The organism is Rhizobium sp. AP16 (genome assembly GCF_000281735.1).
Classification (GTDB): Bacteria; Pseudomonadota; Alphaproteobacteria; order Rhizobiales; family Rhizobiaceae; genus Rhizobium; species Rhizobium rhizogenes.
Genome location: NZ_AJVM01000002.1, coordinates 83,016 through 106,340, shown reverse-complemented (window position 1 = coordinate 106,340; position 23,325 = coordinate 83,016). Strand labels below are relative to the sequence as shown.

Sequence of the window (23,325 nt, the reverse complement as noted above, 5' to 3'; positions counted from 1 at the left end):
ACGTATGTGGTTTCCCCCGCTGCTGCCGGATATTCCGGGCAGGCAACGGTTAATCTTCGTTTACGAGCCGTTGCGGCAGATAAAAAGAGGGGAACTAAACATGAAATTGAAGACTCTCGTCTCCGGCGCGCTTTTGGGCGCCATCATGTCGACAACGGCATTCCATGGAGCCTTTGCTGCCGACGACACCATCAAGGTCGGCGTTCTCCACTCGCTTTCGGGCACCATGGCGATTTCGGAAACGACGCTGAAAGACGCCATGCTGATGCTCATCGACGAGCAGAACAAGAAGGGCGGCGTTCTCGGCAAGAAGCTTGAGCCTGTCGTCGTCGACCCGGCATCCGATTGGCCGCTGTTTGCCGAAAAGGCGCGCGAGCTGATCCAGAAAGACAAGGTTTCGGCCGTCTTCGGTTGCTGGACCTCGGTATCGCGCAAGTCAGTCCTGCCGGTGTTCAAGGAACTGGATTCGATCCTGTTCTACCCGGTCCAGTTCGAAGGTGAAGAGTCCGAGCGCAACGTCTTCTACACGGGCGCTGCTCCGAACCAGCAGGCGATCCCCGCCGTCGATTACCTGATGAAGAACGAAGGCGTACAGCGCTGGGTGCTCGAAGGCACCGACTACGTCTATCCGCGCACGACCAACAAGATCCTTGAAGCCTATCTGAAGTCCAAGGGCGTCAAGGACGAAGACATCATCACCAATTACACGCCGTTCGGCTTCTCCGACTGGCAGACGGAAGTCTCGAAGATCAAGGCTTTCGGCGCTGCCGGCAAGAAGACTGCCGTGGTCTCCACCATCAACGGCGACGCCAACGTTCCCTTCTACAAGGAACTCGGCAACCAGGGCGTCAAGGCTGAAGACATTCCGGTCGTCGCCTTCTCGGTCGGCGAAGAAGAGTTGGCCGGCGTTGACACCAAGCCGCTGGTCGGCCATCTCGCCGCCTGGAACTACTTCCAGTCCGTCGATACGCCTGCCAATGCCGCCTTCATCAAGGAATGGCACGCCTACACCAAGAACGACAAGCGCGTGACCAACGACCCGATGGAAGCCGCCTATATCGGCTTCAACATGTGGGTGAAGGCTGTCGAAAAGGCCGGCACGACCGATCCGGACAAGGTGATCGACGCGCTCGTCGGCGTCTCGGTTCCGAACCTCACGGGCGGCTACGCCACCATGATGCCGAACCACTACATCACCAAGCCTGTGCTGATCGGTGAAGTGCAGGAAAACGGTCAGTTCGACGTCGTTTCGCAGACTCCGGAAGTCGTCGGTGACGAATGGTCCGACTTTCTGCCCGACAGCAAGGACCTGATCTCGGATTGGCGCCTGCCAATGAACTGCGGCAACTTCAACGTTGCCACTGGCAAGTGCGGCGGCAAGGGTTCCTGAGTTCCGCCTGCTGATGTGAGACCGTCGCGGGCAGGCTTCTCTGCCCGCGACAGCTTGAGGGGACAAGCGCGATGATCGACAAATTCGCTTACCGCATAGCCTTGGTGCTCGTTGCCGGCTTTTGCCTGATGCTGGTGCTGACCGCCACGGCGCTGCGCGCTGAGGAGGATGCACATAGCCTCATCAACGCGCTTGGTCCGGCGAACTTCCAGCAGGCCGACGAGATCGTCAAGAACCTGGCCAAGACCGGCGATCCCAAGGTGGTGCCGGCCTTGCAGGCTTTCTCGGATGGCGATCTCTACGTCAGGAAATCCGACAACCAGGTCTTCATTGCCAAATCTTCCGGCGATGCCATGGGCCTGATCGACCCGGTCACCGGGCAGGCGGCCGGCGAGGAAGCCAAGGGCAACCTCACGAAAATCAAGATCAACAACAATCTCCGTCGCTCGGTCCGCGCGGCACTCGGCGGCTTGACGCTGTTGAGCCCGGATCGCGGCGTCCGGCTGGAAGCGGCGCAATCGGTGCTGAAGTCGCCGAGCCCGGATTCGCTGGAAGTGCTGGAGGCAGCCCTTCAGAATGAGAAGGACGGCGAAATTCGCGGCGTGCTGGAAAAGGCGCGCGCGGTTGCCGTCCTTAGCTCCGATCGTCCGCTGGAGCAGAAGAAAGCCGCGATCGAAACGATCAAGACCGAGGGCGGACGTGACGCCATCGGCATCCTTTCCTCCGTTTCCGTCGATGACAGCCTGAAGCCCGATGTTGCCGCCGCCATTGCCGGCATCCAGGATCAATTGCAGATCTGGGATGCGGTGCAGAATGTCTGGTACGGCCTGTCGCTCGGTTCGGTGCTGTTGCTGGCTGCCATCGGCCTTGCCATCACCTTCGGGGTCATGGGGATCATCAACATGGCGCATGGCGAGATGGTGATGCTCGGGGCCTACTCCACCTTCATGGTGCAAAGCGTTATTCGCACGTCCTATCCGGAACTCTTCGATTGGTCGCTGGCGATCGCCTTGCCCGTTGCATTCGTGGTGACGGGTGCCGTCGGCCTTGTCATCGAGCGCGGCGTTATCCGCTTTCTTTATGGCCGGCCGCTGGAAACGCTGCTCGCCACCTGGGGTATTTCGCTGATCCTGCAGCAGGCGGTGCGCTCGATCTTCGGGCCGACCAATCAGGAAGTCGGCAATCCCTCCTGGATGTCCGGCTCCTTCGATATCGGCTATCTCTCGTTCACCTGGAACCGCCTCTGGATCATCGTCTTTTCGCTCGGTGTCTTCGTCGCTCTGTTGCTGCTGCTGAAGCGCTCGGCCTTCGGGCTGCAGATGCGCGCGGTGACGCAGAACCGGCGCATGGCCTCCTCGATGGGCATTCGCACGCCCTGGGTCGATGCCTTCACCTTTGCGCTCGGCTCGGGCATTGCCGGCATGGCGGGCGTCGCGCTTTCGCAGATCGACAATGTCTCGCCGAACCTCGGCCAGAGCTACATCATCGACAGCTTCATGGTCGTGGTGTTCGGCGGTGTCGGCAATCTCTGGGGCACGCTGGTCGGCGCCTTCTCGCTCGGCATCCTCAATAAGTTCCTCGAGCCCTATGCAGGCGCGGTGCTGGGCAAGATCCTCGTGCTCGTCCTCATCATCCTCTTTATCCAGAAACGTCCCCGCGGGCTCTTTGCCCTCAAGGGCAGGGCGGTGGAAGCATGATCACGGCCTTTATCCTCCGTTCGCTCGACCGCCGCATCAGCATCGCCATCGTGATATTGATTGCGATCGCCTTTCTCGTGCCGCTGTCGAACTTGGCTTTGCCGGAAACCAGCGCGCTGCATGTGCCGACCTATCTGATGTCGCTGTTCGGCAAATATCTGACCTATGCGCTGCTCGCCCTGGCGCTCGATCTGGTCTGGGGCTATTGCGGCATTCTCTCGCTTGGCCATGGCGCCTTCTTCGCGCTTGGCGGCTATGCGATGGGCATGTATCTGATGCGGCAGATCGGCACGCGTGGCACCTATGGCAATCCGATCCTGCCGGACTTCATGGTCTTCCTGAACTGGAAGGAGCTGCCCTGGTTCTGGTACGGCTTCGATCATTTCTGGTTCGCTATGATCATGGTGCTGGCAGCACCCGGCCTGCTTGCCTTCATCTTCGGCTGGTTCGCCTTCCGCTCACGCGTCAACGGCGTCTATCTCTCCATCATCACGCAGGCCATGACCTATGCGCTGCTGCTTGCCTTCTTCCGCAACGATATGGGCTTTGGCGGCAATAACGGCCTCACCGATTTCAAGGACATCCTCGGCTTCAACATCCAGGCCGATGGTACGCGTGCCACGCTCTTTGCCATCACGGCGCTGCTCCTGGCGCTGGCGCTGATGCTGTCTTCGGCGATCGTGCGCTCAAAATTCGGCAAGGTGCTGGTCGGCGTGCGTGACGCGGAGAGCCGGACGCGCTTCCTTGGCTACCGTGTCGAGCACATGAAGCTCTTCGTCTTCGTGGTATCGGCGATGATGGCGGGCATTGCCGGCGCGCTCTATGTGCCGCAGATCGGCATCATCAATCCTGGCGAATTCGCGCCGGCCAATTCCATCGAAGTGGTCATCTGGACGGCGGTCGGCGGCCGGGCAACGCTGATCGGCCCGATCATCGGCGCCATCCTCGTCAATGGCGGCAAGACCATCTTCACTGGCCTGTTCCCGAGTTTCTGGCTCTTTGCGCTCGGCGGCCTCTTCGTCGCGGTGACGCTGTTCCTGCCCAAGGGCATCGTTGGGACGGCGGCGCAGTATATCGGCAATGGCCGCAAGCCCGTCAGCCCGAAGCCGAAGGCCGAGGAAGACGAAGCCAGCAAGACCATTCAGGCGGCGGAGTAAGAGCATGATCCCGGATATCAAACCCAATAGCATGCTCTATCTCAACAACGTCTCCGTCTCCTTCGACGGGTTCAAGGCGCTGAATTCGTTGTCGATCGTCATAGAACCGGGAGAGCTTCGCGCCATCATCGGCCCGAACGGTGCCGGCAAGACGACGATGATGGATATCATCACCGGCAAGACGCGGCCCGATGAGGGCGAGGTGTTCTTCAACGGCCAGGTCGATCTCACCAAGAAGGATGAGGCTGATATCGCCCAACTCGGCATCGGTCGCAAATTTCAGAAGCCGACCGTCTTCGAAAGCCATACGGTCTGGGACAATCTGGAGCTGGCACTCAACCGCAAGCGCGGCGTTTTCTCGACGCTGTTCTATCGTCTGACACCGGCCGATAGCGACCGCATCCACGAAATCCTCGACACCGTGCGGCTTTCGCATCGCCGCGATGAACTGGCCGCGAATCTCTCGCACGGGCAGAAGCAATGGCTGGAGATCGGCATGCTGCTCGCACAAGAGCCGAAGCTGCTTCTGGTCGACGAGCCCGTTGCCGGTATGACGGACGCCGAGACGGCGGAGACGGCGTTGCTGCTGAAGGAAATCGCCAAGACGAGGTCGGTGGTGGTGGTGGAGCACGATATGGGCTTCATCCGCGACCTCGGCGTCAAGGTGACGTGCCTGGCGGAAGGGTCTGTGCTGGCTGAGGGATCGATCGATTTCGTCAGCAGCGATCCGAAGGTGATCGAGAATTATCTGGGGCGATGAGATGCTGACAGTCGAAAACGCAAATCTGCATTATGGCGCCGCACAGGCGTTGCGTGGCATCTCGATCAAGGCCGAGATGGGCAAGATCACTTGCGTGCTCGGGCGCAACGGTGTCGGCAAGAGTTCGCTGCTGCGCGCCGTCACCGGCCAGTATGCGCTGTCGGCGGGCACAGTTGCTTTCAACGGCGTGACGCTGAACGGCATGGCGCCGTTTGCCCGCGCCAAGCAGGGCATCGGTTACGTGCCGCAGGGCCGCGAGATCTTTCCGTTGCTGACGGTCAAGGAAAACCTGGAAACCGGTTTTGCGCCCGTGCCTCGCCGTGATCGCAATATTCCCGATGACATCTACAGCCTGTTTCCGGTGCTGAAATCCATGCTGTCGCGCCGTGGCGGTGATCTCTCAGGCGGCCAGCAGCAGCAACTGGCGATCGGCCGGGCGATGGTGACGCGGCCGAGGATCTTGGTGCTGGACGAGCCGACGGAAGGTATCCAGCCGTCGATCATCAAGGATATCGGCCGGGCGATCCGCTATCTCCGGGATTCCACCGGCATGGCGATCCTGCTGGTCGAGCAGTATCTCGATTTCTGCCGCGAGCTCGCCGACTACGTCTACATTATGGACCGTGGCGAGATCGTTCATGAGGGGCTGGCGGAGACGCTGGACACGCCCGAGGCACGCCGGCATCTGACGGTCTGAGGCCGCTGCCGTTCTTTTCATCGTCTGGCGAAAAATGCGGCGGCTACCGGGATGCTCCGGGCCAGGGTTCAGGGCGATCGCATAAGGCACAGAAATTGCTTGCGTTTGTTCCCTGGCGGGTTTCAATGACCTGCGACGACATGATGGGTTAAATGGAGAAACGGGATGACGGTGGCGGCGGCGAGCACGAGACCGCAGAGGGCGCGCGGACGCGGCCATCTGGCGGCCAAGGCGCTTGACGGGCGTACGCGTCTTGCCGAGCTTTTTCAGGAGGGGTCGGCGAAGATCCGCTTGCCCGCAACGTTCGACAATTCCATGGAAGCGGTCATCATCAACACCGCCGGCGGCTTGACCGGCGGCGACTGCATGGATTGGAGCGTCGTCGCCGGGCCAGGCACACGCATCGACGTGACCACGCAGGCCTGCGAGAAAATTTACAAAGCATCGGCCAGCACCGCCGAGGTCGTGACCTCGATCAGGGCCGGCGCCGGCGCTCGCGTTGACTGGTTGCCGCAGGAGACCATTCTGTTCGATCGCGCTTCACTGTCCCGTAGGCTCGATGTCGATCTCGACGAGACGGCCGAATTCCTGGCGGTCGAGGCGATCCTGTTGGGGCGAAAGGCCATGGGCGAGGCGATGAGGCAGGGGTTGTTCCGCGATCGCTGGCGTATCCGTCGCGCTGGGCGGCTGATCCATGCCGAGGAATTGCGGCTCGATGGTGATGTCGCGGCCTTGACCGCCGAGCATGCCGTATTGAGCGGACAGGTCGCCTTTGCGACTTTGCTTTATGCCGGGCCGCTGGCGGAAACTTATCTCGCCCAGGTTCGCCCGCTCGTCGAGGGGCACATGGGCGGTGTCAGCCAATGGCGCGACAAGCTGGTGGTGCGGCTGGCGGCGTCCGATGGCTTCGCACTCAGAAAAATCCTGATCCCGGTCATTTCCGCCTTGCGCAACGGAGCGCCTGTGCCGAAAGTCTGGAATCTCTAGTTCAAGAACATAGCAATCACATAGGTAGGCGATGAACCTCACTCCGAGAGAAAAAGACAAGCTGTTGATTTCCATGGCGGCGATGGTGGCGCGGCGACGGCTGGAGCGCGGCGTCAAGCTCAACTATCCCGAAGCCATCGCACTGATCTCCGACTTCGTCGTCGAGGGCGCCCGTGATGGCCGCCCGGTCGCCGAGCTGATGGAGGCCGGCGCCCATGTCATCACCCGCGATCAGGTGATGGAAGGGATTGCCGAGATGATCCATGACGTGCAGGTCGAGGCGACGTTTCCGGATGGAACGAAGCTGGTGACCGTGCACGAGCCGATCCGCTGAGCGACGGGCAGAGGAGAAAGACCATGATCCCAGGCGAAATCATTGCCGCGAGCGGCGATATCGAACTCAACGTCGGCGCGCCGACCGTAACGCTGGAGGTCTCCAATACCGGCGACCGGCCGGTGCAAGTCGGCAGCCATTATCATTTCGCCGAGACGAACGGCGGCCTGTCTTTCGATCGGGATAAGGCGAGGGGCATGCGGCTGGATATTCCGGCGGGAACCGCCGTGCGTTTCGAACCGGGCCAGACGCGCTCGGTGACGCTGATCCCGCTGTCCGGCAAGCGCGAGGTCTACGGCTTCCGCCAGCAGGTCATGGGCAAGCTCTGAAGCTTGCCGGGGAGGGCGCATAGTGAGCGCGAAACGCAGGATCATGATCGTCGGCAACGGCGAGATTGCTGAGGGGGCGGCGAGTGAGATCGACGCCGCCGACATGGTCGTGCGCTTCAATGATTGCCGTTCTTTCGGGGCAGGTGGCACCCGCACGGATATCGTCGCCGTCTGCAATACCGGCAGGCCCGCCCGTGCCATGCTCGGCTCCGCCGAATGGCGCAAAAGCCCGCCAGTTGCGGCAGCATCGGAAATCTGGAGTGCGCGCGATCCCCGCAAGTTCGCTGCATTGCGTGCGCCGCTTGCCCTGTTGCATCCGGAACTCAATGATTTCTGCGACGATTACACCGATCAGTTCACCGCCTTTTGCCGCGCAACCGGCAAGCGCCATGTCGTGATCGACCAATCCGTTCATGAGCGCCTTGACGAGGCGCTTTCTGCGCATGAACCGGATTCTTATATCGTACCAAGCAGCGGCCTGGTCGCGATCGGCGCGCTGCTTTTGCTCCACCCCGACGACGACATCGCCATCACCGGCTTCAGCCACACCGGCTGGGACGGTCACCCCTTCGCGGCTGAGAAGCGATTGGTCGACTTTTATATTTCCCTTGGCCGCCTCCGGCGCATCGCCAGCACAACATCCATTCTTTCCTCCCAAGGAGCCTGATTTCATGTCCTACAAGATCTCCCGCGCCGCCTATGCCAACATGTTCGGGCCGACCACCGGCGACAAGGTCCGGCTTGCCGACACCGAGCTCTTCATCGAGGTGGAGAAGGATTTCACCACCTATGGCGAAGAGGTGAAGTTCGGCGGCGGCAAGGTCATTCGCGACGGCATGGGGCAGAGCCAGGTGACGCGGGCAAACGGCGCCGTCGATACCGTCATCACCAACGCGCTGATCGTCGACACCTGGGGCATCGTCAAGGCGGATGTCGGTCTGAAGAACGGCCGTATCGCCGCGATCGGCAAGGCTGGCAACCCGGACACCCAGCCAGGGATCACGATCATCATCGGTCCTTCGACGGAAATCATTGCCGGTGAAGGCAAGATCCTGACTGCGGGGGGCATGGACGCACATATCCACTTCATTTGCCCGCAACAGATCGAAGAGGCGCTGATGAGCGGTGTGACGACCATGCTCGGCGGCGGCTCCGGGCCTGCGCATGGCACGCTTGCGACCACCTGCACCGGCGCCTGGCATATTGAACGGATGATCGAAAGCTTCGATGCCTTTCCCATGAACCTCGCGCTTGCCGGCAAGGGGAATGCGTCGCTGCCGGCCGCCCTTGAGGAAATGGTGCTTGCCGGCGCCTGCTCGTTGAAGCTCCACGAGGATTGGGGCACGACGCCAGCCGCGATCGACTGCTGCCTGTCCGTCGCCGACGAGTATGACGTGCAGGTGATGATTCACACGGATACGTTGAATGAAAGCGGCTTCGTCGAAGACACGATCGGCGCCATCAAGGGCCGCACCATCCATGCTTTCCACACCGAAGGTGCCGGCGGCGGCCATGCGCCTGACATCATCAAGATCTGCGGTCAGTCGAACGTCATTCCGTCTTCGACCAATCCGACGCGGCCCTATACGGTTAACACGATTGCCGAGCATCTCGACATGCTGATGGTCTGCCATCATCTGTCGCCGTCTATCCCGGAAGACATCGCCTTCGCCGAAAGCCGTATCCGCAAGGAGACGATCGCGGCGGAAGATATCCTCCACGATATCGGCGCCTTCTCGATCATCTCGTCCGACAGCCAGGCCATGGGCCGCGTCGGCGAGGTGGCAATCCGCACCTGGCAGACTGCCGACAAGATGAAGCGCCAGCGCGGCCGTCTGGCCCAGGAAACCGGCGACAACGACAATTTCCGCGTCAAGCGCTACATCGCCAAATATACGATCAATCCGGCGATCGCCCAGGGCCTCAGCCATGAAGTTGGGTCGATCGAAGTCGGCAAGCGTGCCGACCTGGTGATCTGGAACCCGGCCTTTTTCGGCGTCAAGCCGGAGATGGTTCTGCTCGGCGGTTCGATCGCGGCGGCGCCCATGGGCGATCCGAATGCCTCGATCCCGACGCCGCAGCCGATGCATTACCGCCCAATGTTTGCCGCATATGGCAAGAGCCTGACGAATTCTTCGGTCACCTTCGTGTCGCAGGCCTCGCTCGATGCCGGTCTCGCCGGCAGGCTCGGCGTTGCCAAAAAGCTCCTTGCCGTCAAGAATACCCGTGGCGGCATCTCCAAGGCGTCGATGATCCATAACAGCCTGACGCCGCATATCGAGGTCGATCCTGAGACATACGAGGTGCGGGCTGACGGCGAGCTTCTGACCTGCGAACCGGCGACAGTGCTGCCGATGGCGCAGCGTTACTTCCTGTTCTAAGCGCCTGATGGGGGGAGCCATCCGCTGGTTGTTTCGCCTGGTGCTGCTGGCTGTGCTGGCCGTGGCGGGCGGAACTTTCATTCCGAGACCATTATTTGCGCCTGCCAAGGCGGCCGACGAAGTTGCGGCTACGCGACGCATTCTGGTGCTTTCCAACCCGATCCACACCGACATTGCGGTGCCGCTCAATGACGAGACCCGGGCGGCGTTTTCCTTTCTTGGACAGGCCGGCATTCCGCTGGCGTCGCCTGATGCCGAATGGCTGATCTTCGGCTGGGGCGGTCGCGCCTTTTATCTGGAAACGCCACACTGGGCCGACCTGAAGCCGATGCCGGTGCTGCGGGCTCTGACGCTGGACAGATCGGTGCTGCACGTCGATGTCGCAGGACACCTTCCCGAGCAGCATCCTGCCGTGCAGGCATTCGATATCAACTCCGGGGAATTCAAGGCTCTGTTGGGCTTCGTTGCGGGGAGCTTTGAGGAACAAAACGGAGAGGTCATGCCTGTCGCCGATGCAGCCTATGGTGTTGCCGATCGCTTCTTCGAGGCGAAGGGTTATTTCAATTTACTCTTCGGCTGCAATACCTGGACGGCGGCTGCCTTGCGAACCGCGGGGATCAGAACCGGCCTGTGGAATCCGGTTCCGGAGACGCTGAAACTGTCGCTCGCTTTTTACAATTAAGCTGTCTCCGATTGATGAGCGCGATTACAGGCCGTCGCCCACTTTTATCCTCGGTTTTCTGCCGCTCCCATTGCGTTTTATCGATCGACCGGTGCTGCATCCCTAGGATTTCAGGGGTTTTCTATAAGGCCTCCGAACTAATGAAGCATTATCAGAGACTTGCGTAATCAAGCTCAGGAGTCGTTGTCTCACCCGATACCGTGCATGCCGTCGGCAGTTATTTCTAATCGTTCACAAGTTGGGAAATGCCACGCATTTTAATCATTGCCTTAAAGACCTGGAAGAGCCTTCACCCCTATCTCACCTCATGGGCACGGTGGGCTGAGGAAGGTGAGTCGCATGAAACAATGGATTTCGCTGCAGGCCGAACTGGGTGATTTTCAGTGCCGCCGCACGATATACTTTTTCGCGCTAAAGATGAGTTGCGCCGCCATCGTTCTGTCCGTTGCAATCATCCTCCTGATGCTGCCGGTCGTACAGTGGTTTGGTCTATTGCCGTTGCCGATGCTGGATGCTGTTCGCCTCTGCATTCTCCTCGCGTCGTTCATCGGTGGCATTGTTTCCGCCGCCTTGGCGTTGTTGGCCGGCCATGCAATTCACAAGCTCGCGCTCTCCAATGCCGAATTCGAACGACTGAGCCGCACGGACATGCTATCCGGCTTGTTGAATCGCCGCGCCTTTACCGAGGCTCTGGACAGCGTTGAGGCCGATGCTTCGCTGGTGATCTTCGATGTCGACCGGTTCAAGACGATCAATGACCGTTACGGGCACGCCTCGGGCGATGCCGTTATCATCGCCGTGTCGCAGATCTTTTCCAGCATTTTCGGAGGCAGGGATGTGGTTGCCCGTCTGGGCGGCGAGGAGTTCGGCGCCATCGTCCATGGCCGCGATATGGCTGAGCGCATCGCCCGCATCGAGGATGTGAAGGCGCTGATTGCGGAACACGCCATTGCCGTCGAGGGCGGCGCGGTGACGATCACCATTTCGGCAGGGATCGCCGACATATGGGGGCCACGCAGGAAAGAGGCCGCCTATGCCGCCGCCGACAAGGCGCTTTATCTCGCCAAGGCGCTCGGTCGCAATCGCATCGTCCATGAGAGCGAATGGATGAACCAGGCCTGGCATCGCTGTGCGACCGATGAGCAGGAGACGGTGCCGGATCATGTCGAGCAATATCGATACGGCACCCGGATATAGGCCTGCGAAACCGGCATTGGTCCTTGCGCGGAAAGCGACTATTTTGCATGGTCTGACAAAGCTTTGAATTGGATACGTCATGCAACGCGTCACTTCCTATCTGCCAGCCGGCACCCCTTCTTCCAATCCGATCGATCGTGTCGAGCTGCCGCATGATCTGCGCCATCTGCGCCGCAAGCTGCTGCATCTCGAAAATGGCGAGATGGTCATGCTCGATCTCAAGGAGCCGGTTCTGTTCGCCAATGGCGACCTGCTGGTGCGCGAGGACGGCGAGCTGATCGAGATCGTCGCCGCCGCGGAAAAGCTGTTCGAGATCAGGCCGCGTAACCGCCTGCATCTGATCGAGCTCGCCTGGCATCTCGGCAACCGGCATCTTTCGGCGCAGATCGAAGAGGAGCGCATCCTCATCCTGCGCGATCACGTCATCCGCGCCATGCTCGAAGGTCTCGGCGCGACCGTGACGGAGGTTAGCGAGCCCTTCCAGCCTGCACGCGGCGCCTATCACGCGCATGGCGGTCATTCGCATGGTCACGACCATGGGCACAGCCATGGCCACGACCATCATGATCATTCGCACGACTGACCGTCGATGACCGAGGTTCCAGCGACAGGCAATCGCGATCTGCAGGCGCTCCTGCGGCTGATGGCATGGCTGTCACCGGCTTTTCCCATCGGCTCCTTTGCTTATTCAGGCGGCCTGGAGCGTGCCGTTCATGATGGGCTGGTACAGGATGCGGAAAGCCTCAAGGACTGGATTACAGCGTTGATCCGTCATGGCTCCGCCTGGAACGATGCCGTCCTGCTGGCCGAGGCGCATGGCGCCGGTGAGGATGCGGTGCGGCTGGCAGACGTGGCCGAGCTTGCTGAGGCGCTCGCCGGCTCCAAGGAGCGGCATCAGGAAACCATGCTGCTCGGCGAGGCCTTTCTTTCCGCAGCCGTTGCCTGGCCGCATCCGGTCTTTTCGATACTGCCCGTAAAGACGGCCTATCCTGTCGCTGTCGGTGCCGTCGCCCGCGCGCATGGGATCGCCTGTGAAGAGGCGCTTGCCGCCTTCCTGCATGCGCTGGCGTCGCAGATGATGTCTGCTGGCATCCGTCTCGGGGTGAGCGGGCAGAAGGACGGTGTCGCAATCCTGGCGGCGCTGGAGGATGTCATCGCCGATGTGGCGAAACGTGCCGCGCGCTCAAGCCTCGATGATCTCGGCGCTGCGACGGTTCAGGCCGATATTGCGAGCCTTCGTCATGAAACGCAGGGCACGCGCCTCTTTCGCTCATGAACAGACGGTGCGGGAAAATGTTATATTCGAAGCCATTCCTACGTCATTCGCCGCTGTGCGGCAGGATCGCGCTTCGCTATCCTGATTTTTCATTGGAGTTTTGAGCATGAAATCGAGAAATGGACCTCTGCGCGTCGGCATCGGCGGGCCTGTCGGTTCGGGCAAGACGGCGCTGACGGAGAAGCTGTGCAAGGCGATGCGGGACGATTATTCCGTTGCCGTCGTCACCAACGATATCTACACGACGGAAGATGCCGAGGCGCTGGTGCGAATGCAGGCGCTGACGTCGGATCGCATCGTCGGCGTCGAAACTGGCGGCTGTCCGCACACCGCCATCCGCGAGGATGCAACGATCAACCTGCAGGCCATTGCCGGCCTCAACGAGCGGCTTCCCGATCTCGACGTCGTCTTCATCGAATCCGGCGGCGATAATCTGGCGGCGACGTTTTCGCCGGATCTCGCCGACATCACCATCTATGTGATCTCGGTCTGCCAGGGTGAGGAAATTCCGCGCAAGGGTGGTCCGGGGATTACCAAGTCCGACCTTCTCGTCATCAACAAGAAGGATCTCGCGCCTTTCGTCGATGTCGATCTCGACGTGATGGACCGCGATGCGACGCGGATGCGTCAGGCTCGTCCCTTCGTCTTCTCTGACATGAAGCGCGGTGATGGTGTTGGAGCGATCGTCGACTTCCTAAAGGAACAGGGCGGCCTTTAAGCCGCCCCTCCGTTCGTTAATTCTACTGCCGGGCCGCGGCTATTCGGCTGCGAATGGCGGCAGCTTCAGGATATTTGTCCTTGTCATCGCGCTGCCATGTTGCGGCGCGTCCTTGTGCTCCACGGCGTCGATGCGCTCTTCCAACGCGGTCAGCGACTTGCGGTTCTCGTTGACGGCGGCTGCCAGGCTTTCCTTGGTTAGGACCTCGTCATCCGCATCCCTCTTGCCGACCAGACGGCCGAAGAGCCAGGCAAGCAGGCGCGACAGGTCGTCCATGATCAGGAAGAAGGACGGCACGACCACCAGGCTGAGCACGGTGGAGACGATGATGCCGCCGATTACCGCGATTGCCATCGGCGCGCGGAACGAACCGCCTTCGCCGACGCCAAGCGCCGATGGCAGCATGCCGGCGGACATGGCGATCGAGGTCATGATGATCGGGCGGGCGCGCTTGCGGCCGGCCTCGACCACGGCCTCCAGCCTCGGCATGCCGTGATGCATCATTTCGATGGCAAAATCGACCAGCAGGATAGCGTTCTTGGTGACGATGCCCATCAGCATCAGAATGCCGATCATGACGGGCATGGACAGGGCGTTGCCGGTCATGATCAGCGCCAGCGCCACGCCGCCGATCGCCAGAGGCAGTGATAGTAGGATGGTGAAGGGCTGGATCACATCCTTGAACAGCAGGATCAGCACCGTCAGTACCAGCAGCAGGCCCATCAGCATCGCGTTGCCGAAGCTTGTCTGCATTTCCTTCTGGATCTTAGTGTCGCCGCTTTCCGCCAGATGGACGCTAGCCGGGATCTGGGCGCTGTTGACGATGCTCAGGAAGTGGCTGGAAGCCGTATCCAGCGCCACGCCCTGCGGCAGATCCGCGCCAATCGCGACGACGCGATAGCGGTTGTTGCGCTTGATCGAGGACAGGCCTTCAGAATAGTCGATGTCGGCGATGCTCGACATCGGAACGGAAGCACCCGAGGCAGCCTTGATGCGTAATGCCCGGATCGAGGCGAGGTCCCGGCGCAGGCCGAGCGATGCCTGCACCCGGATCGGGATCTGGCGATCATCAAGCGAGATCTTGGCCAGCGAGGCGTCGATATCGCCGATGGTCGCAACACGCACCGTGTCGGAAATCATCTGCGGCGTGATGCCGAGGCGGGCGGCTTCATCCTTGCGCGGATAGATCTGCAGCTCCGGCCGGGGCAGGGCACCGTCGGCGCTGACATTGGCAAGGGCCGGATCGCTGCGCAGCTTGGCTTCGAGAATGCCGACGGCCTGGTTCAGATCCTTCTCGTTGCGGGAGAGGAAGTTGTAGGTCAGGTCGCGATCGCCGCGATCGTTGAGCTTGGTAATGCGGACGTCGGGAAGCGAACGCAGCTTGGCGAAGACTTCCTTTTCTATATCCCATTGCGGGCGCTCGCGGCCATGGACGGTCACTTTCGGCAGATAGGGGCCGATGACCGGCAACGAGCCGAGCACATCGTTGACCAGCTTCTTGACGAGTGACTGGTCGAGCTTGCCGAGCGTCAGTGTAATCGTTGCGCGGCGCAGTTCCAGATCGCCCTTGGGCGAGGCGCCGCCGAGGACGAAGACGCTTGCAACGCCGTTGATGTCCTTGACGCGGCTGTAAATTTCATTGGTTGCGCGCTCTGTGTCGTCGAGCCGGGCATTGGGCGGCAGCTCTGCCGAGAGCACGATGCGGGACGCATCTTCCGGGGGGATGAAGCTGCCGGGCACGAACATGATCAGCGCGAAGACGGAGGCGATGGAGAATGCGAAGGCTGCGAGCAAGGTCGGGTAGCGCGTGTACCATTTTCTTGTCGTCAACCGAACCAGCCAGCTATAGCCGCGCATGAAGCGGCCATCATTATCGTGATGGTCGTCAACGGCGTCTTCCGGACGCATCAGATAGGCGGCCATCATCGGCGTGATCAGTCGCGCGACCAGCAGCGAGAAGAACACCGAGAAGGCGACCGTCAGGCCGAACTGGATGAAATACTGGCCAGGAATGCCCGGCATGAAGGAGACCGGAACGAAGACGGCGATGATGGTGAAGGTGGTGGCGATGACGGCGAGGCCGATTTCGTCGGCGGCATCGATCGCGGCACGATACGGCGTCTTGCCCATCTTGATATGGCGGGCAATGTTCTCGATCTCGACGATGGCGTCGTCGACGAGGATACCGGTCGCCAGCGTCAGTGCCAGGAAGCTGACGAGGTTCAGCGAGAAGCCGATCTGGTTCATGATCCAGAAGGTCGGGATCGCCGAGAGCGGCAGGGCGACGGCCGAGATCAGTGTCGCTCGCCAGTTCCTGAGGAACAGGAAGACGACGATGACCGCCAGCAGCGCACCCTCGAGCAGCGTATGCATCGCCGCTTCGTAGTTGCCGTAGGTATAGTAGACGGAGTCGTCGATCAGCTCGATGGAGACATTCGGGTTTTCGGCGCGCACCTTGTCCAGCGTGTCGCCCACGGTCTTGGCGACGGTCACTTCGCTGGCGCCCTTGGCGCGGAATACGCCGAAGGTGACGACGGGCGTGCTGTTGAAGCGCGAGAAGGACTTCGGCTCCTGATAGGTGTCCTTGATGACGCCGAGATCGGAGAGCTTGACGAAGCGGCCATTGGTCAGCGCGATCGTGGTGTCGGCAAGCTGGGCAACCTCGCGGGCGTCGCCAAGGACGCGAATTGCCTGCTCGCTGCCCGCCACCTGGCCACGGCCGGAACCGAGATCGATATTGGTGCCGCGCAGTTGCTGGCTGACCGAAAGCGCGGTGATGCCATAGGCGTTCAGCTTGTTCGGATCGAGCTCGATGCGGACTTCGCGGTCGGCGCCGCCGTAACGATCGACGCGGCCGATGCCGGACTGGCCCTGCAGTGCGCGCTTGACGACATCGTCGACGAACCAGGACATTTCCTCGAGCGTCATGTTCGGTGAGGAGACGGCGAAGCTCTGGATCGCCTGTCCTTCGACATCGACCTTGGAGACGATCGGTTCATCGATGGTAGAGGGCAGGTTGCCGCGGATGCGGTCGATCGCGTCCTTGGTATCCTGAACAGCCTGCGGAGTCGGCACTTCGAGGCGGAAGACCACGACGGTCTGCGACTGGCCGTCAGTGACGGTCGATTGGATCTCGTCGATGCCGTTGATGCTGGCGACGGCGTCTTCGATCTCCTTCGTCACCTGCATTTCGAGCTCGGCGGGCGATGCGCCGCTCTGCGTCACGGTCACGTTGACGACCGGCACGTCGATATTCGGGAAACGGGTAATCGGCAGATTGAAGAAGGCGTGCGCTCCTACCACCATCAGCAGGAAAAAGCCCAGAAGCGGCGCGACCGGATTTCGGATGGACCAGGCGGAAAAGTTCATCTTGCCGTTCTCGCTCAGTTGGACGCTTGCGGCGCTTGTTTAACGGGCGTGATATGGTCGCCGTCGCGGACATAGGCGCCAGCCTTGGCCACGACTTCTTCGCCATCCTGCAGGCCCTTGACGATCTCGACATAGGCGCCGTCCTGGATGCCGGTCTCGACATTGACGAATTTGACCACGCCGCTCTCGACCTTGCGGGCGGAGGAGCCATTCTCATCGCTGTTGACGGCGGTCAATGGCAGGGCGACGCCCTGGGTCTCGCGGATCACGATCTCGGCGCTGCCATACATGCCGGCGCGAGCCTTGTCGCCCTCATCGATGGAAATATGGACAGCGCCCAGACGGGTCACCGAATCGACGATCGGCGCAACCAGACGCACTGTGCCCGAGAGCTTTTCGCGGCTGCCGGACAGTGAAATCAACGCCTTCTGCCCGATACTGATCTTGGTGATGTCGCTTTCGGAAACATCGACCACAAGCTCAAGCTTGCTGTCGCGGATGATGGTGAACAGCGGATCGCTGCTACCGTTGGCGATGGCGCCAATGCGGGCGTTGCGCGAGGCAACGGTGCCGGCAACCGGCGTCTTGATACCGGTGCGGGCGAGTTTCAGATCGGTATCGGCAATCTGGCTGTCGGTGACCTTGAGATCGGCTTCGGCAACGGCGATCGCCTGTTCGGCCGAGGCCACGCGCGCCTTGTTGGCGGCGGCCGTCGCGTTCGCCTGCTCGACCGAGGAGGTCGAGACGGTACCCTTGGCGCCCATGGAGACGGCGCGCAGGCGCTGCAATTCAGACTCTTCCGCATTGGCGTGCGCTTCGGTGAGTTGCGCGTGTAACTGTGCAAGCGTCGCCTGACCCTTGGCCTTCGTCGCCGCCATCTGGCTCTTCTGCAGGATCAGCGCGTCGTCGTTCAGCGTGGCGAGCGTGCTGTCAGCCTCGACCTTGTCGCCGACATCGGCATTGAGCGAGCGAACCGACAGGCCGTCGACCTGCGGCTGAATATAAACCTCTTCCACGGCTTTCACCGTGCCGGTGGCGACCACCTTGTCGACCAGCTTTCGCGTTTGCGCCTGCGTGACGACGATGGCCGGTAGATTCTGTTTCGGAGCGGTTACGGCTGGCTCTTCCGCTAAGGCCGCGGGCGCTGACAAAAGGGCAAGCAGGATTGCGGTCGTGCTCAGAAATCTATGCGGCGTGAGGGCCATGCGTCCGGTTCCAGTTCGGCATTTTGGGTAACGGGGATTTCGCTGTTTCCGTCGCGAACACGGGGGATATGCATGCGGGCCGGCTTCGTCCGGCGGATCAACATCCGTCTGTCATGCCAGAAAGCCCCTCATCCTCAATTTGTCCCATTACATGGGAACGTTTTCCAAATCCTGCAAGATCACGAGAAAATGATTTCCATCGTCGGGTGATACTAATGGTAGAGACGCTATGGATCAATCACGGCATTGTGATGTCTGCATTCAGATACTTGATCGACGTCTGGCTTTTCATGCAAGCGCGAGGATAAAGCCAGCTTTTTGTGATGGTTGTTACAAAATGAAAAAAACGCGCGAGTAAAGAAACCCGCGCGCTCCGGTCATTTGTTTGCGCCGAGACTATTTCAGCGCGGCGTCGGTGATCTCGTGCGTGTACGCGCCGGTCGGCTTCTTGTTGATGATCTTCTGATCGAGAAGGGCCTCGACCGTGCGATCATAGAGCTTGGTGTCGAGCTTGCCGCTGCCGATCAGCTTGGCGACTTCGCCCATCATGCGCTTCTGGTGGTTTTCGTCCTGGCCGCCATTGTCCATGACGATTTCGGCGGCTTCATCCGGATGCGCGACGGCGTATTTCCAGCCTTTCAGCGACGCGCGGACGAACTTGACAATGTCGGCCTTGAACTTCGGATCCTTCAGCTTGTCCTCGTTGACATAGAGGCCGTCTTCCAGAAGGTCGATGCCGAGCTTGGAGTAGTTGAAGACGGTGAGGTCTTCCGCCTTGAAGCCGGCATCGATCGCCTGCCAGTATTCGTTGTAGGTCATGACCGAGATGCAGTCGGCCTGTTTCTGGACGAGCGGCTGGACGTCGAAGCTCTGCTTCAAGACGGTGACGCCATCCTTGCCGCCATCGGTCTTCAGGCCAAGCTTGTTCATCCAGGCGAAGAAGGGATATTCGTTGCCGAAGAACCAGACGCCGAGCGTATGGCCCTTGAAATCCTTCTCTGTCTTGACCGGGCCGTCCTTCGGGCAAATCAGCTCGAGGCCGGACTTTTCGAAGGGCTGGGCGATGTTGATCAGCGGCACGCCCTTTTCGCGGGCAACCAGAGCACCACCCATCCAGTCGACGATCACGTCAGCGCCCCCGCCGGCGATCACCTGTTCCGGAGCGATATCCGGGCCGCCCGGCTTGATGTCGACGTCGAGGCCTTCTTCCTTGTAGAAGCCCTTGTCCTTGGCAACGAAGTAGCCGCCGAACTGGCCCTGTGCCACCCATTTCAGCTGCAGCGTCACCTTGTCGGCGGCGTTGGCGGCCTGAGCCATGGTCAGCGCCATGGCGCTCGCCATCAGTGTAAGCATCAGTCTTTTCATGGTCTTCACCCTTTTCCCTCTGAAGTTATGCCCTGATCCCTTGCCCAGGATCTTAGTCTACGTCTTTCCACCGCGGATAGACGGATGCCAGAACGTCGTCATCCTCTCGAGAATGGCGACGATGCCGTAGAAGACGGACCCCGCAATTGCGGCGACCGCGATTTCCGCCCAGACCATGTCGAGATTCAGCCGACCGTTTTCGGTCGAGATGCGAAACCCCATACCCGACATGGGTGTACCAAAGAACTCCGCCACGATGGCACCGATCATGGCCAAGGTCGAGTTGATCTTTAGCGCATTGAAAATAAAGGGAGCGGCGGCCGGCAGACGCAGTTTGAACAGCGTTTGCCAGTAGCTCGACGCATAGGTCCGCATGAGGTCGCGCTCGATGTTGCCGGCGGCGGCAAGGCCGGCGACGGTGTTCACCAGCATCGGGAAGAAGGTCATGATGACGACGACGGCGGCCTTGGATTGCCAGTCGAAGCCGAACCACATGACCATGATCGGCGCGACGCCGATGATCGGCATCGCCGAGACGAAATTGCCGATCGGCAGCAGGCCACGACGCAGAAAAGCGAAGCGGTCGGCGAGGATGGCGACGATAAAACCGCTGCCGCAGCCGATGATATAGCCAATCAGGACCGATTTGAAGATGGTCTGCTGTATATCGGTCCAAAGTGTTGGAAGCGAGCTGACAATCCTTGCCCCGACGGCGCTCGGCGGCGGCAGCAGAACCAGGGAGACGCCAGCGCCGCGCGTCACGGCCTCCCATATGATCAGAATCCAGACGCCGAAAATCAATGGAATCAGCAGCCGCAGCCCATAATTGCCGACGGTGGAGTGCGGCCGGGTTGATGACAACACGGAGACGCAGCGCCAGGCGAGAAGCCAGCCGGCCGCGACCAGCAGGAAGAAGGAGGGCTGAGCCTTGCCCTCGTTGCCGGTGATCTGGGACAGCAGCAGCCAGGCGGTTTCGTGCGCGCCCAGAAACAGGATGGCCGCAGTGATAGGCGCCGGCAGAGTAGATTGGGAAAAAATCGCAGTGACGACGATGAGAAAGAAGACGAGTACTACAACGCTCGACGGGATCGGCTCCGGCGCGCCATCCGCAAACAGCGGTAGCGTGAGCGCGGCGGCAAGGCAGAGCAGGAGGGCAAGAAGACCCTGCCAGGAGAGCTGGAGCAGTTTCATGCCGGTCTCCCTCCCATCGAGTGATTGACGATACGGGCGGCAATGCCGACGATGGCGACAAGGATCGCCGCAAGTACCGAGCCAGCGACGAGTGCCGCCCAGATGTCGATCGTCTGGCTGTAATAGGAGCCTGCGAGCAGCTTGGCGCCGATGCCAGCGACGGCTCCGGTCGGAAGTTCGCCGACGATGGTGCCAACCAGACTTGCGGCAATCGCCACCTTCATTGACGTGAAGAGGAAGGGGATCGAGGCCGGCACGCGCAGCTTCCAGAAGGTCTGCGACGTACTGGCGTTATAGGTACGCATCAGGTCCAGATGCATGGTCTCCGGCGAGCGTAGCCCCTTGGTCATGCCGACGGTGACGGGGAAGAAGGACAGGTAGGTGGAAATCAGTGCCTTGGGGATCAGGCCGTCGATGCCTAAGGCACTGAAGACGACGATGATCGTCGGCGCGATTGCCAGGATAGGGATCGTCTGCGAAGCGATGATCCAAGGCATCAGGCTGCGGTCGAGCGCGACCATATGCACGATGCCAACAGCAAAAAGAATACCGAGCACGGTGCCGAAGGCAAAGCCGACAGCGGTGGGGGCGAGCGTTACCCAGGCATTGTAGACGAGGCTGCGATTGCTGGTTGGGGCTCGCAGAAACGTGTTTTCGAAGACGTTCTGCGCCACCTGATGCGGCGCGGGCAGGATCGGTTTCGGCTGCGCCAGCGTCTTGCCGATGAATTCCATCGTCGTCGAGGTGATGTTGCCGCGCCGGTCGAGATCGCGCTGGAACGGCGCATTGAGGATGACGGCGAAGACGTACCACAGCAGGACGATCGCCAGCACGATGGTCGTCACCGGCAGGAACTTGTGCTTGAAGAACTGCTCCTTCTCCATGCTCACGCTCTCCCTTGTGCGGGAAACAGCATCAGCGCCATGGCGACGATGCCGAGCCCGACGCCGGCCAGTTGCGGCAGGCTCAGCCGCTCGCCGAAGACGACGAAGGCAACAATGTTGACGACTACGAGCTGGGCGATGGAGGAGGCTGATATCGCCAGCCCCAGCCCACCCTCGCGCATGAGCCGGATCATCATCAGATTACCGATGCAATAGAGAACGAGCGCGAATACTAGGACCAGGATGTTGTTGTTGGCGATATAGGTTCGCGAGGCGGTTGCCCCGCCGATGAAGATCGCCATGGCGCCGACGAGCCAGAGGAGGAATTGCGGGTTCATGGTGCGATCCTATTCCTCATAACTATGCCCCGCTCTCAGCCCTTCGCGGACACGATGGGCGATCTCCAGGAATTCGGGGGTTTCGCGAATGTCGAGCGGGCGCTCCAGCGGCAGCGTGGATTCGATGATGTCGGTGACGCGGCCGGGGCGGGGCGACATGACGACGATCTTGGTGGAGAGATAGACCGCCTCCGGGATTGAGTGCGTCACGAAACAGATGGTCTTGTTCGTGCGCTTCCAGAGCTTCAGCAGCTGTTCGTTGAGGTGGTCGCGAACGATCTCGTCGAGGGCGCCGAAGGGCTCGTCCATTAAAAGCAGGTCGGCATCGAAGGCGAGCGCGCGGGCGATCGACGCGCGCTGCTGCATGCCGCCCGAAAGCTGCCAGGGAAATTTCTTCTCGAAACCGGTGAGATTGACCAGATCGAGCGTCTGGGCGATGCGCTTGGCCTGTTCGGCCCTGGCATAGCCCATGATCTCCAGCGGCAAGGCGATGTTCTTTTCGATGGTGCGCCAGGGATAAAGGGCGGGCGCCTGAAAGACATAGCCGTAGGCGCGGGCCTCGCGAGCCTCGTCCGGCGTCATGCCGTTGACCGTGATATCGCCGGAGGTCTTGCGCTCGAGATCGGCGATGACGCGCAGGAACGTGGTCTTGCCGCAGCCGGAGGGTCCGATGAAGGAAACGAAATCGCCCTTGCTCACCTCGAGATCGACATTGCTCAGCGCGTGCACCGGTCCGTCATTGGTCTCGTAGGTGAGACAGAGGTTCCGCGCAGAGACGACGGAGGAAGCGGGCGACGTCATTAACACCTACCAGTCATGTTTTCACCGCGTAGAGCGGCGGATTGCTTGTTATCCTGTTTGGCATTGCGGTAACTTTGGAAGGCAAGGCCGCGGCGCGGCTGCCCGATCCAGAGGAGCAATGCCATGAGTATGTCATCGAAGCCCACCTGCCGTGTCGTGCGGCCTGGCGGCACCTATGCCGGCAAGCAGGGCTTTAGCTATTTCGAGGGGATTGCCGCCGAGACGGTTGGCTCGACAGGCATCTGCATGCATCTTCTGATCATCCCGCCAGGCGGCCGCGCCAAGGCGCATCTGCATGCCGCGCATGAGACGGCGATCTATGCGCTCTCCGGCGAGACACATTGCTGGTTTGGGGACCAGCTGGAAGAGCACGTTATCGTTCGCGAAGGCGAGATGTTCTACATTCCGGCCGGCGTGCCGCATCTGCCCGCCAATCTCAGCGATCAGCCGGCGACGGCCATCATCGCTCGCACAGACCCGAACGAGCAGGAAAGCGTCGTCCTGCTGCCGGATCTGGAGCGATTGGTGCCGCTTTGAGCTGATGGGCCGAAATTTCGGAGCCAAGCG

General features: G+C 60.8%; 23 protein-coding genes. 16 read left to right on the top strand and 7 right to left on the bottom strand.

Features of this window, described 5'->3' with window-relative positions; all coding sequences use genetic code 11:
- The first annotated feature begins 100 nt into the window (after nt 1–100).
- The 15 genes from urtA (at nt 101) to ureG (ending at nt 13,605) form a co-directional block, all read left to right on the top strand.
- Nucleotides 101–1,390: an urea ABC transporter substrate-binding protein gene (gene urtA, locus PMI03_RS03515; RefSeq protein WP_007689929.1), complete on the top strand. Its 1,290-nt coding sequence runs from the start codon at nt 101–103 to the stop codon at nt 1,388–1,390.
- A 71-nt stretch (nt 1,391–1,461) separates the two neighbouring features.
- Nucleotides 1,462–3,087, top strand: a complete 1,626-nt coding sequence (urtB, locus tag PMI03_RS03510) for an urea ABC transporter permease subunit UrtB (RefSeq protein ID WP_007689928.1) — start codon at nt 1,462–1,464, stop codon at nt 3,085–3,087.
- The gene (urtC, locus tag PMI03_RS03505) at nt 3,084–4,244 is read left to right on the top strand and encodes an urea ABC transporter permease subunit UrtC (RefSeq protein ID WP_007689926.1); all 1,161 of its coding nucleotides are present in this window, start codon (nt 3,084–3,086) and stop codon (nt 4,242–4,244) included. Before urtB ends, urtC begins: the two co-directional genes overlap by 4 nt.
- 4 nt (nt 4,245–4,248) lie before the next feature.
- Nucleotides 4,249–5,004, top strand: coding sequence for an urea ABC transporter ATP-binding protein UrtD (gene urtD, locus PMI03_RS03500; RefSeq protein WP_007689924.1), 756 nt, complete (start codon nt 4,249–4,251; stop codon nt 5,002–5,004).
- Nucleotide 5,005: 1 nt separating this feature from the next.
- Nucleotides 5,006–5,701 (top strand): urea ABC transporter ATP-binding subunit UrtE, encoded by a 696-nt coding sequence (urtE, locus tag PMI03_RS03495; protein WP_007689922.1) that lies wholly within the window; start codon nt 5,006–5,008, stop codon nt 5,699–5,701.
- Between the two features lie 165 nt (nt 5,702–5,866).
- A complete protein-coding gene (locus PMI03_RS03490) occupies nt 5,867–6,688 on the top strand; it encodes an urease accessory protein UreD (RefSeq protein ID WP_007689921.1) in 822 nt (273 codons plus the stop codon).
- Between the two features lie 31 nt (nt 6,689–6,719).
- Entirely contained in the window at nt 6,720–7,022 is a 303-nt protein-coding gene (locus PMI03_RS03485) for an urease subunit gamma (protein WP_007689920.1), read from the top strand.
- Between the two features lie 23 nt (nt 7,023–7,045).
- Nucleotides 7,046–7,351, top strand: coding sequence for an urease subunit beta (locus tag PMI03_RS03480; RefSeq protein WP_007689919.1), 306 nt, complete (start codon nt 7,046–7,048; stop codon nt 7,349–7,351).
- Nucleotides 7,352–7,394: 43 nt separating this feature from the next.
- Entirely contained in the window at nt 7,395–8,018 is a 624-nt protein-coding gene (locus PMI03_RS03475; RefSeq protein ID WP_039973611.1) for a hypothetical protein, read from the top strand.
- A 4-nt stretch (nt 8,019–8,022) separates the two neighbouring features.
- A complete protein-coding gene (ureC, locus tag PMI03_RS03470; RefSeq protein ID WP_007689915.1) occupies nt 8,023–9,732 on the top strand; it encodes an urease subunit alpha in 1,710 nt (569 codons plus the stop codon).
- Between the two features lie 7 nt (nt 9,733–9,739).
- Nucleotides 9,740–10,414, top strand: a complete 675-nt coding sequence (locus tag PMI03_RS03465) for a TIGR02117 family protein (RefSeq protein ID WP_007689913.1) — start codon at nt 9,740–9,742, stop codon at nt 10,412–10,414.
- Between the two features lie 339 nt (nt 10,415–10,753).
- Nucleotides 10,754–11,611: a GGDEF domain-containing protein gene (locus PMI03_RS03460; RefSeq protein WP_007689911.1), complete on the top strand. Its 858-nt coding sequence runs from the start codon at nt 10,754–10,756 to the stop codon at nt 11,609–11,611.
- A gap of 79 nt (nt 11,612–11,690) precedes the next feature.
- Nucleotides 11,691–12,194: an urease accessory protein UreE gene (gene ureE / locus PMI03_RS03455; protein WP_007689910.1), complete on the top strand. Its 504-nt coding sequence runs from the start codon at nt 11,691–11,693 to the stop codon at nt 12,192–12,194.
- Between the two features lie 6 nt (nt 12,195–12,200).
- Nucleotides 12,201–12,887 carry an urease accessory protein UreF gene (locus PMI03_RS03450; protein ID WP_007689909.1) on the top strand — a complete coding sequence of 229 codons (687 nt, stop codon included), beginning with the start codon at nt 12,201–12,203 and terminating at the stop codon, nt 12,885–12,887.
- A gap of 106 nt (nt 12,888–12,993) precedes the next feature.
- Nucleotides 12,994–13,605, top strand: a complete 612-nt coding sequence (gene ureG / locus PMI03_RS03445) for an urease accessory protein UreG (RefSeq protein WP_007689908.1) — start codon at nt 12,994–12,996, stop codon at nt 13,603–13,605.
- A gap of 39 nt (nt 13,606–13,644) precedes the next feature.
- Here the strand turns inward: ureG and PMI03_RS03440 are convergent, their stop codons facing one another.
- The 7 genes from PMI03_RS03440 to PMI03_RS03410 form a co-directional block, all read right to left on the bottom strand.
- Nucleotides 13,645–16,974: an efflux RND transporter permease subunit gene (locus PMI03_RS03440; RefSeq protein ID WP_007689907.1), complete on the bottom strand. Its 3,330-nt coding sequence runs from the start codon at nt 16,972–16,974 to the stop codon at nt 13,645–13,647.
- Nucleotides 16,975–16,988: 14 nt separating this feature from the next.
- Nucleotides 16,989–18,179 carry an efflux RND transporter periplasmic adaptor subunit gene (locus PMI03_RS03435; RefSeq protein ID WP_007689906.1) on the bottom strand — a complete coding sequence of 397 codons (1,191 nt, stop codon included), beginning with the start codon at nt 18,177–18,179 and terminating at the stop codon, nt 16,989–16,991.
- A 396-nt stretch (nt 18,180–18,575) separates the two neighbouring features.
- Nucleotides 18,576–19,544 (bottom strand): ABC transporter substrate-binding protein, encoded by a 969-nt coding sequence (locus PMI03_RS03430; RefSeq protein WP_007689905.1) that lies wholly within the window; start codon nt 19,542–19,544, stop codon nt 18,576–18,578.
- Nucleotides 19,545–19,601: 57 nt separating this feature from the next.
- Nucleotides 19,602–20,735: an ABC transporter permease gene (locus PMI03_RS03425; protein ID WP_007689904.1), complete on the bottom strand. Its 1,134-nt coding sequence runs from the start codon at nt 20,733–20,735 to the stop codon at nt 19,602–19,604.
- Nucleotides 20,732–21,619 (bottom strand): ABC transporter permease, encoded by an 888-nt coding sequence (locus PMI03_RS03420; RefSeq protein WP_007689903.1) that lies wholly within the window; start codon nt 21,617–21,619, stop codon nt 20,732–20,734. The genes PMI03_RS03425 and PMI03_RS03420 overlap by 4 nt, the downstream gene beginning before the upstream one ends.
- A 2-nt stretch (nt 21,620–21,621) precedes the next feature.
- Nucleotides 21,622–21,957, bottom strand: a complete 336-nt coding sequence (locus PMI03_RS03415; RefSeq protein ID WP_007689901.1) for a membrane protein — start codon at nt 21,955–21,957, stop codon at nt 21,622–21,624.
- 9 nt (nt 21,958–21,966) lie between these two features.
- On the bottom strand, nt 21,967–22,758 hold the full coding sequence (locus PMI03_RS03410; RefSeq protein WP_007689899.1) for an ABC transporter ATP-binding protein: 792 nt from the start codon (nt 22,756–22,758) through the stop codon (nt 21,967–21,969).
- 123 nt (nt 22,759–22,881) lie between these two features.
- Between PMI03_RS03410 and PMI03_RS03405 the strand changes: the two genes are divergently transcribed.
- Nucleotides 22,882–23,295 carry a cupin domain-containing protein gene (locus tag PMI03_RS03405; RefSeq protein ID WP_007689898.1) on the top strand — a complete coding sequence of 138 codons (414 nt, stop codon included), beginning with the start codon at nt 22,882–22,884 and terminating at the stop codon, nt 23,293–23,295.
- The last annotated feature ends 30 nt before the right edge of the window (nt 23,296–23,325 follow it).

Bases quoted from the DNA above. Each gene is read 5' to 3' on its own strand.
- urtA (WP_007689929.1), top strand. From the start codon at position 101: ATGAAATTGAAGACTCTCGTCTCCGGCGCGCTTTTGGGCGCCATCATG.
- urtB (WP_007689928.1), top strand. From the start codon at position 1,462: ATGATCGACAAATTCGCTTACCGCATAGCCTTGGTGCTCGTTGCCGGC.
- urtC (WP_007689926.1), top strand. From the start codon at position 3,084: ATGATCACGGCCTTTATCCTCCGTTCGCTCGACCGCCGCATCAGCATC.
- urtD (WP_007689924.1), top strand. From the start codon at position 4,249: ATGATCCCGGATATCAAACCCAATAGCATGCTCTATCTCAACAACGTC.
- urtE (WP_007689922.1), top strand. From the start codon at position 5,006: ATGCTGACAGTCGAAAACGCAAATCTGCATTATGGCGCCGCACAGGCG.
- PMI03_RS03490 (WP_007689921.1), top strand. From the start codon at position 5,867: ATGACGGTGGCGGCGGCGAGCACGAGACCGCAGAGGGCGCGCGGACGC.
- PMI03_RS03485 (WP_007689920.1), top strand. From the start codon at position 6,720: ATGAACCTCACTCCGAGAGAAAAAGACAAGCTGTTGATTTCCATGGCG.
- PMI03_RS03480 (WP_007689919.1), top strand. From the start codon at position 7,046: ATGATCCCAGGCGAAATCATTGCCGCGAGCGGCGATATCGAACTCAAC.
- PMI03_RS03475 (WP_039973611.1), top strand. From the start codon at position 7,395: ATGATCGTCGGCAACGGCGAGATTGCTGAGGGGGCGGCGAGTGAGATC.
- ureC (WP_007689915.1), top strand. From the start codon at position 8,023: ATGTCCTACAAGATCTCCCGCGCCGCCTATGCCAACATGTTCGGGCCG.
- PMI03_RS03465 (WP_007689913.1), top strand. From the start codon at position 9,740: ATGGGGGGAGCCATCCGCTGGTTGTTTCGCCTGGTGCTGCTGGCTGTG.
- PMI03_RS03460 (WP_007689911.1), top strand. From the start codon at position 10,754: ATGAAACAATGGATTTCGCTGCAGGCCGAACTGGGTGATTTTCAGTGC.
- ureE (WP_007689910.1), top strand. From the start codon at position 11,691: ATGCAACGCGTCACTTCCTATCTGCCAGCCGGCACCCCTTCTTCCAAT.
- PMI03_RS03450 (WP_007689909.1), top strand. From the start codon at position 12,201: ATGACCGAGGTTCCAGCGACAGGCAATCGCGATCTGCAGGCGCTCCTG.
- ureG (WP_007689908.1), top strand. From the start codon at position 12,994: ATGAAATCGAGAAATGGACCTCTGCGCGTCGGCATCGGCGGGCCTGTC.
- PMI03_RS03440 (WP_007689907.1), bottom strand. From the start codon at position 16,974: ATGAACTTTTCCGCCTGGTCCATCCGAAATCCGGTCGCGCCGCTTCTG.
- PMI03_RS03435 (WP_007689906.1), bottom strand. From the start codon at position 18,179: ATGGCCCTCACGCCGCATAGATTTCTGAGCACGACCGCAATCCTGCTT.
- PMI03_RS03430 (WP_007689905.1), bottom strand. From the start codon at position 19,544: ATGAAAAGACTGATGCTTACACTGATGGCGAGCGCCATGGCGCTGACC.
- PMI03_RS03425 (WP_007689904.1), bottom strand. From the start codon at position 20,735: ATGAAACTGCTCCAGCTCTCCTGGCAGGGTCTTCTTGCCCTCCTGCTC.
- PMI03_RS03420 (WP_007689903.1), bottom strand. From the start codon at position 21,619: ATGGAGAAGGAGCAGTTCTTCAAGCACAAGTTCCTGCCGGTGACGACC.
- PMI03_RS03415 (WP_007689901.1), bottom strand. From the start codon at position 21,957: ATGAACCCGCAATTCCTCCTCTGGCTCGTCGGCGCCATGGCGATCTTC.
- PMI03_RS03410 (WP_007689899.1), bottom strand. From the start codon at position 22,758: ATGACGTCGCCCGCTTCCTCCGTCGTCTCTGCGCGGAACCTCTGTCTC.
- PMI03_RS03405 (WP_007689898.1), top strand. From the start codon at position 22,882: ATGAGTATGTCATCGAAGCCCACCTGCCGTGTCGTGCGGCCTGGCGGC.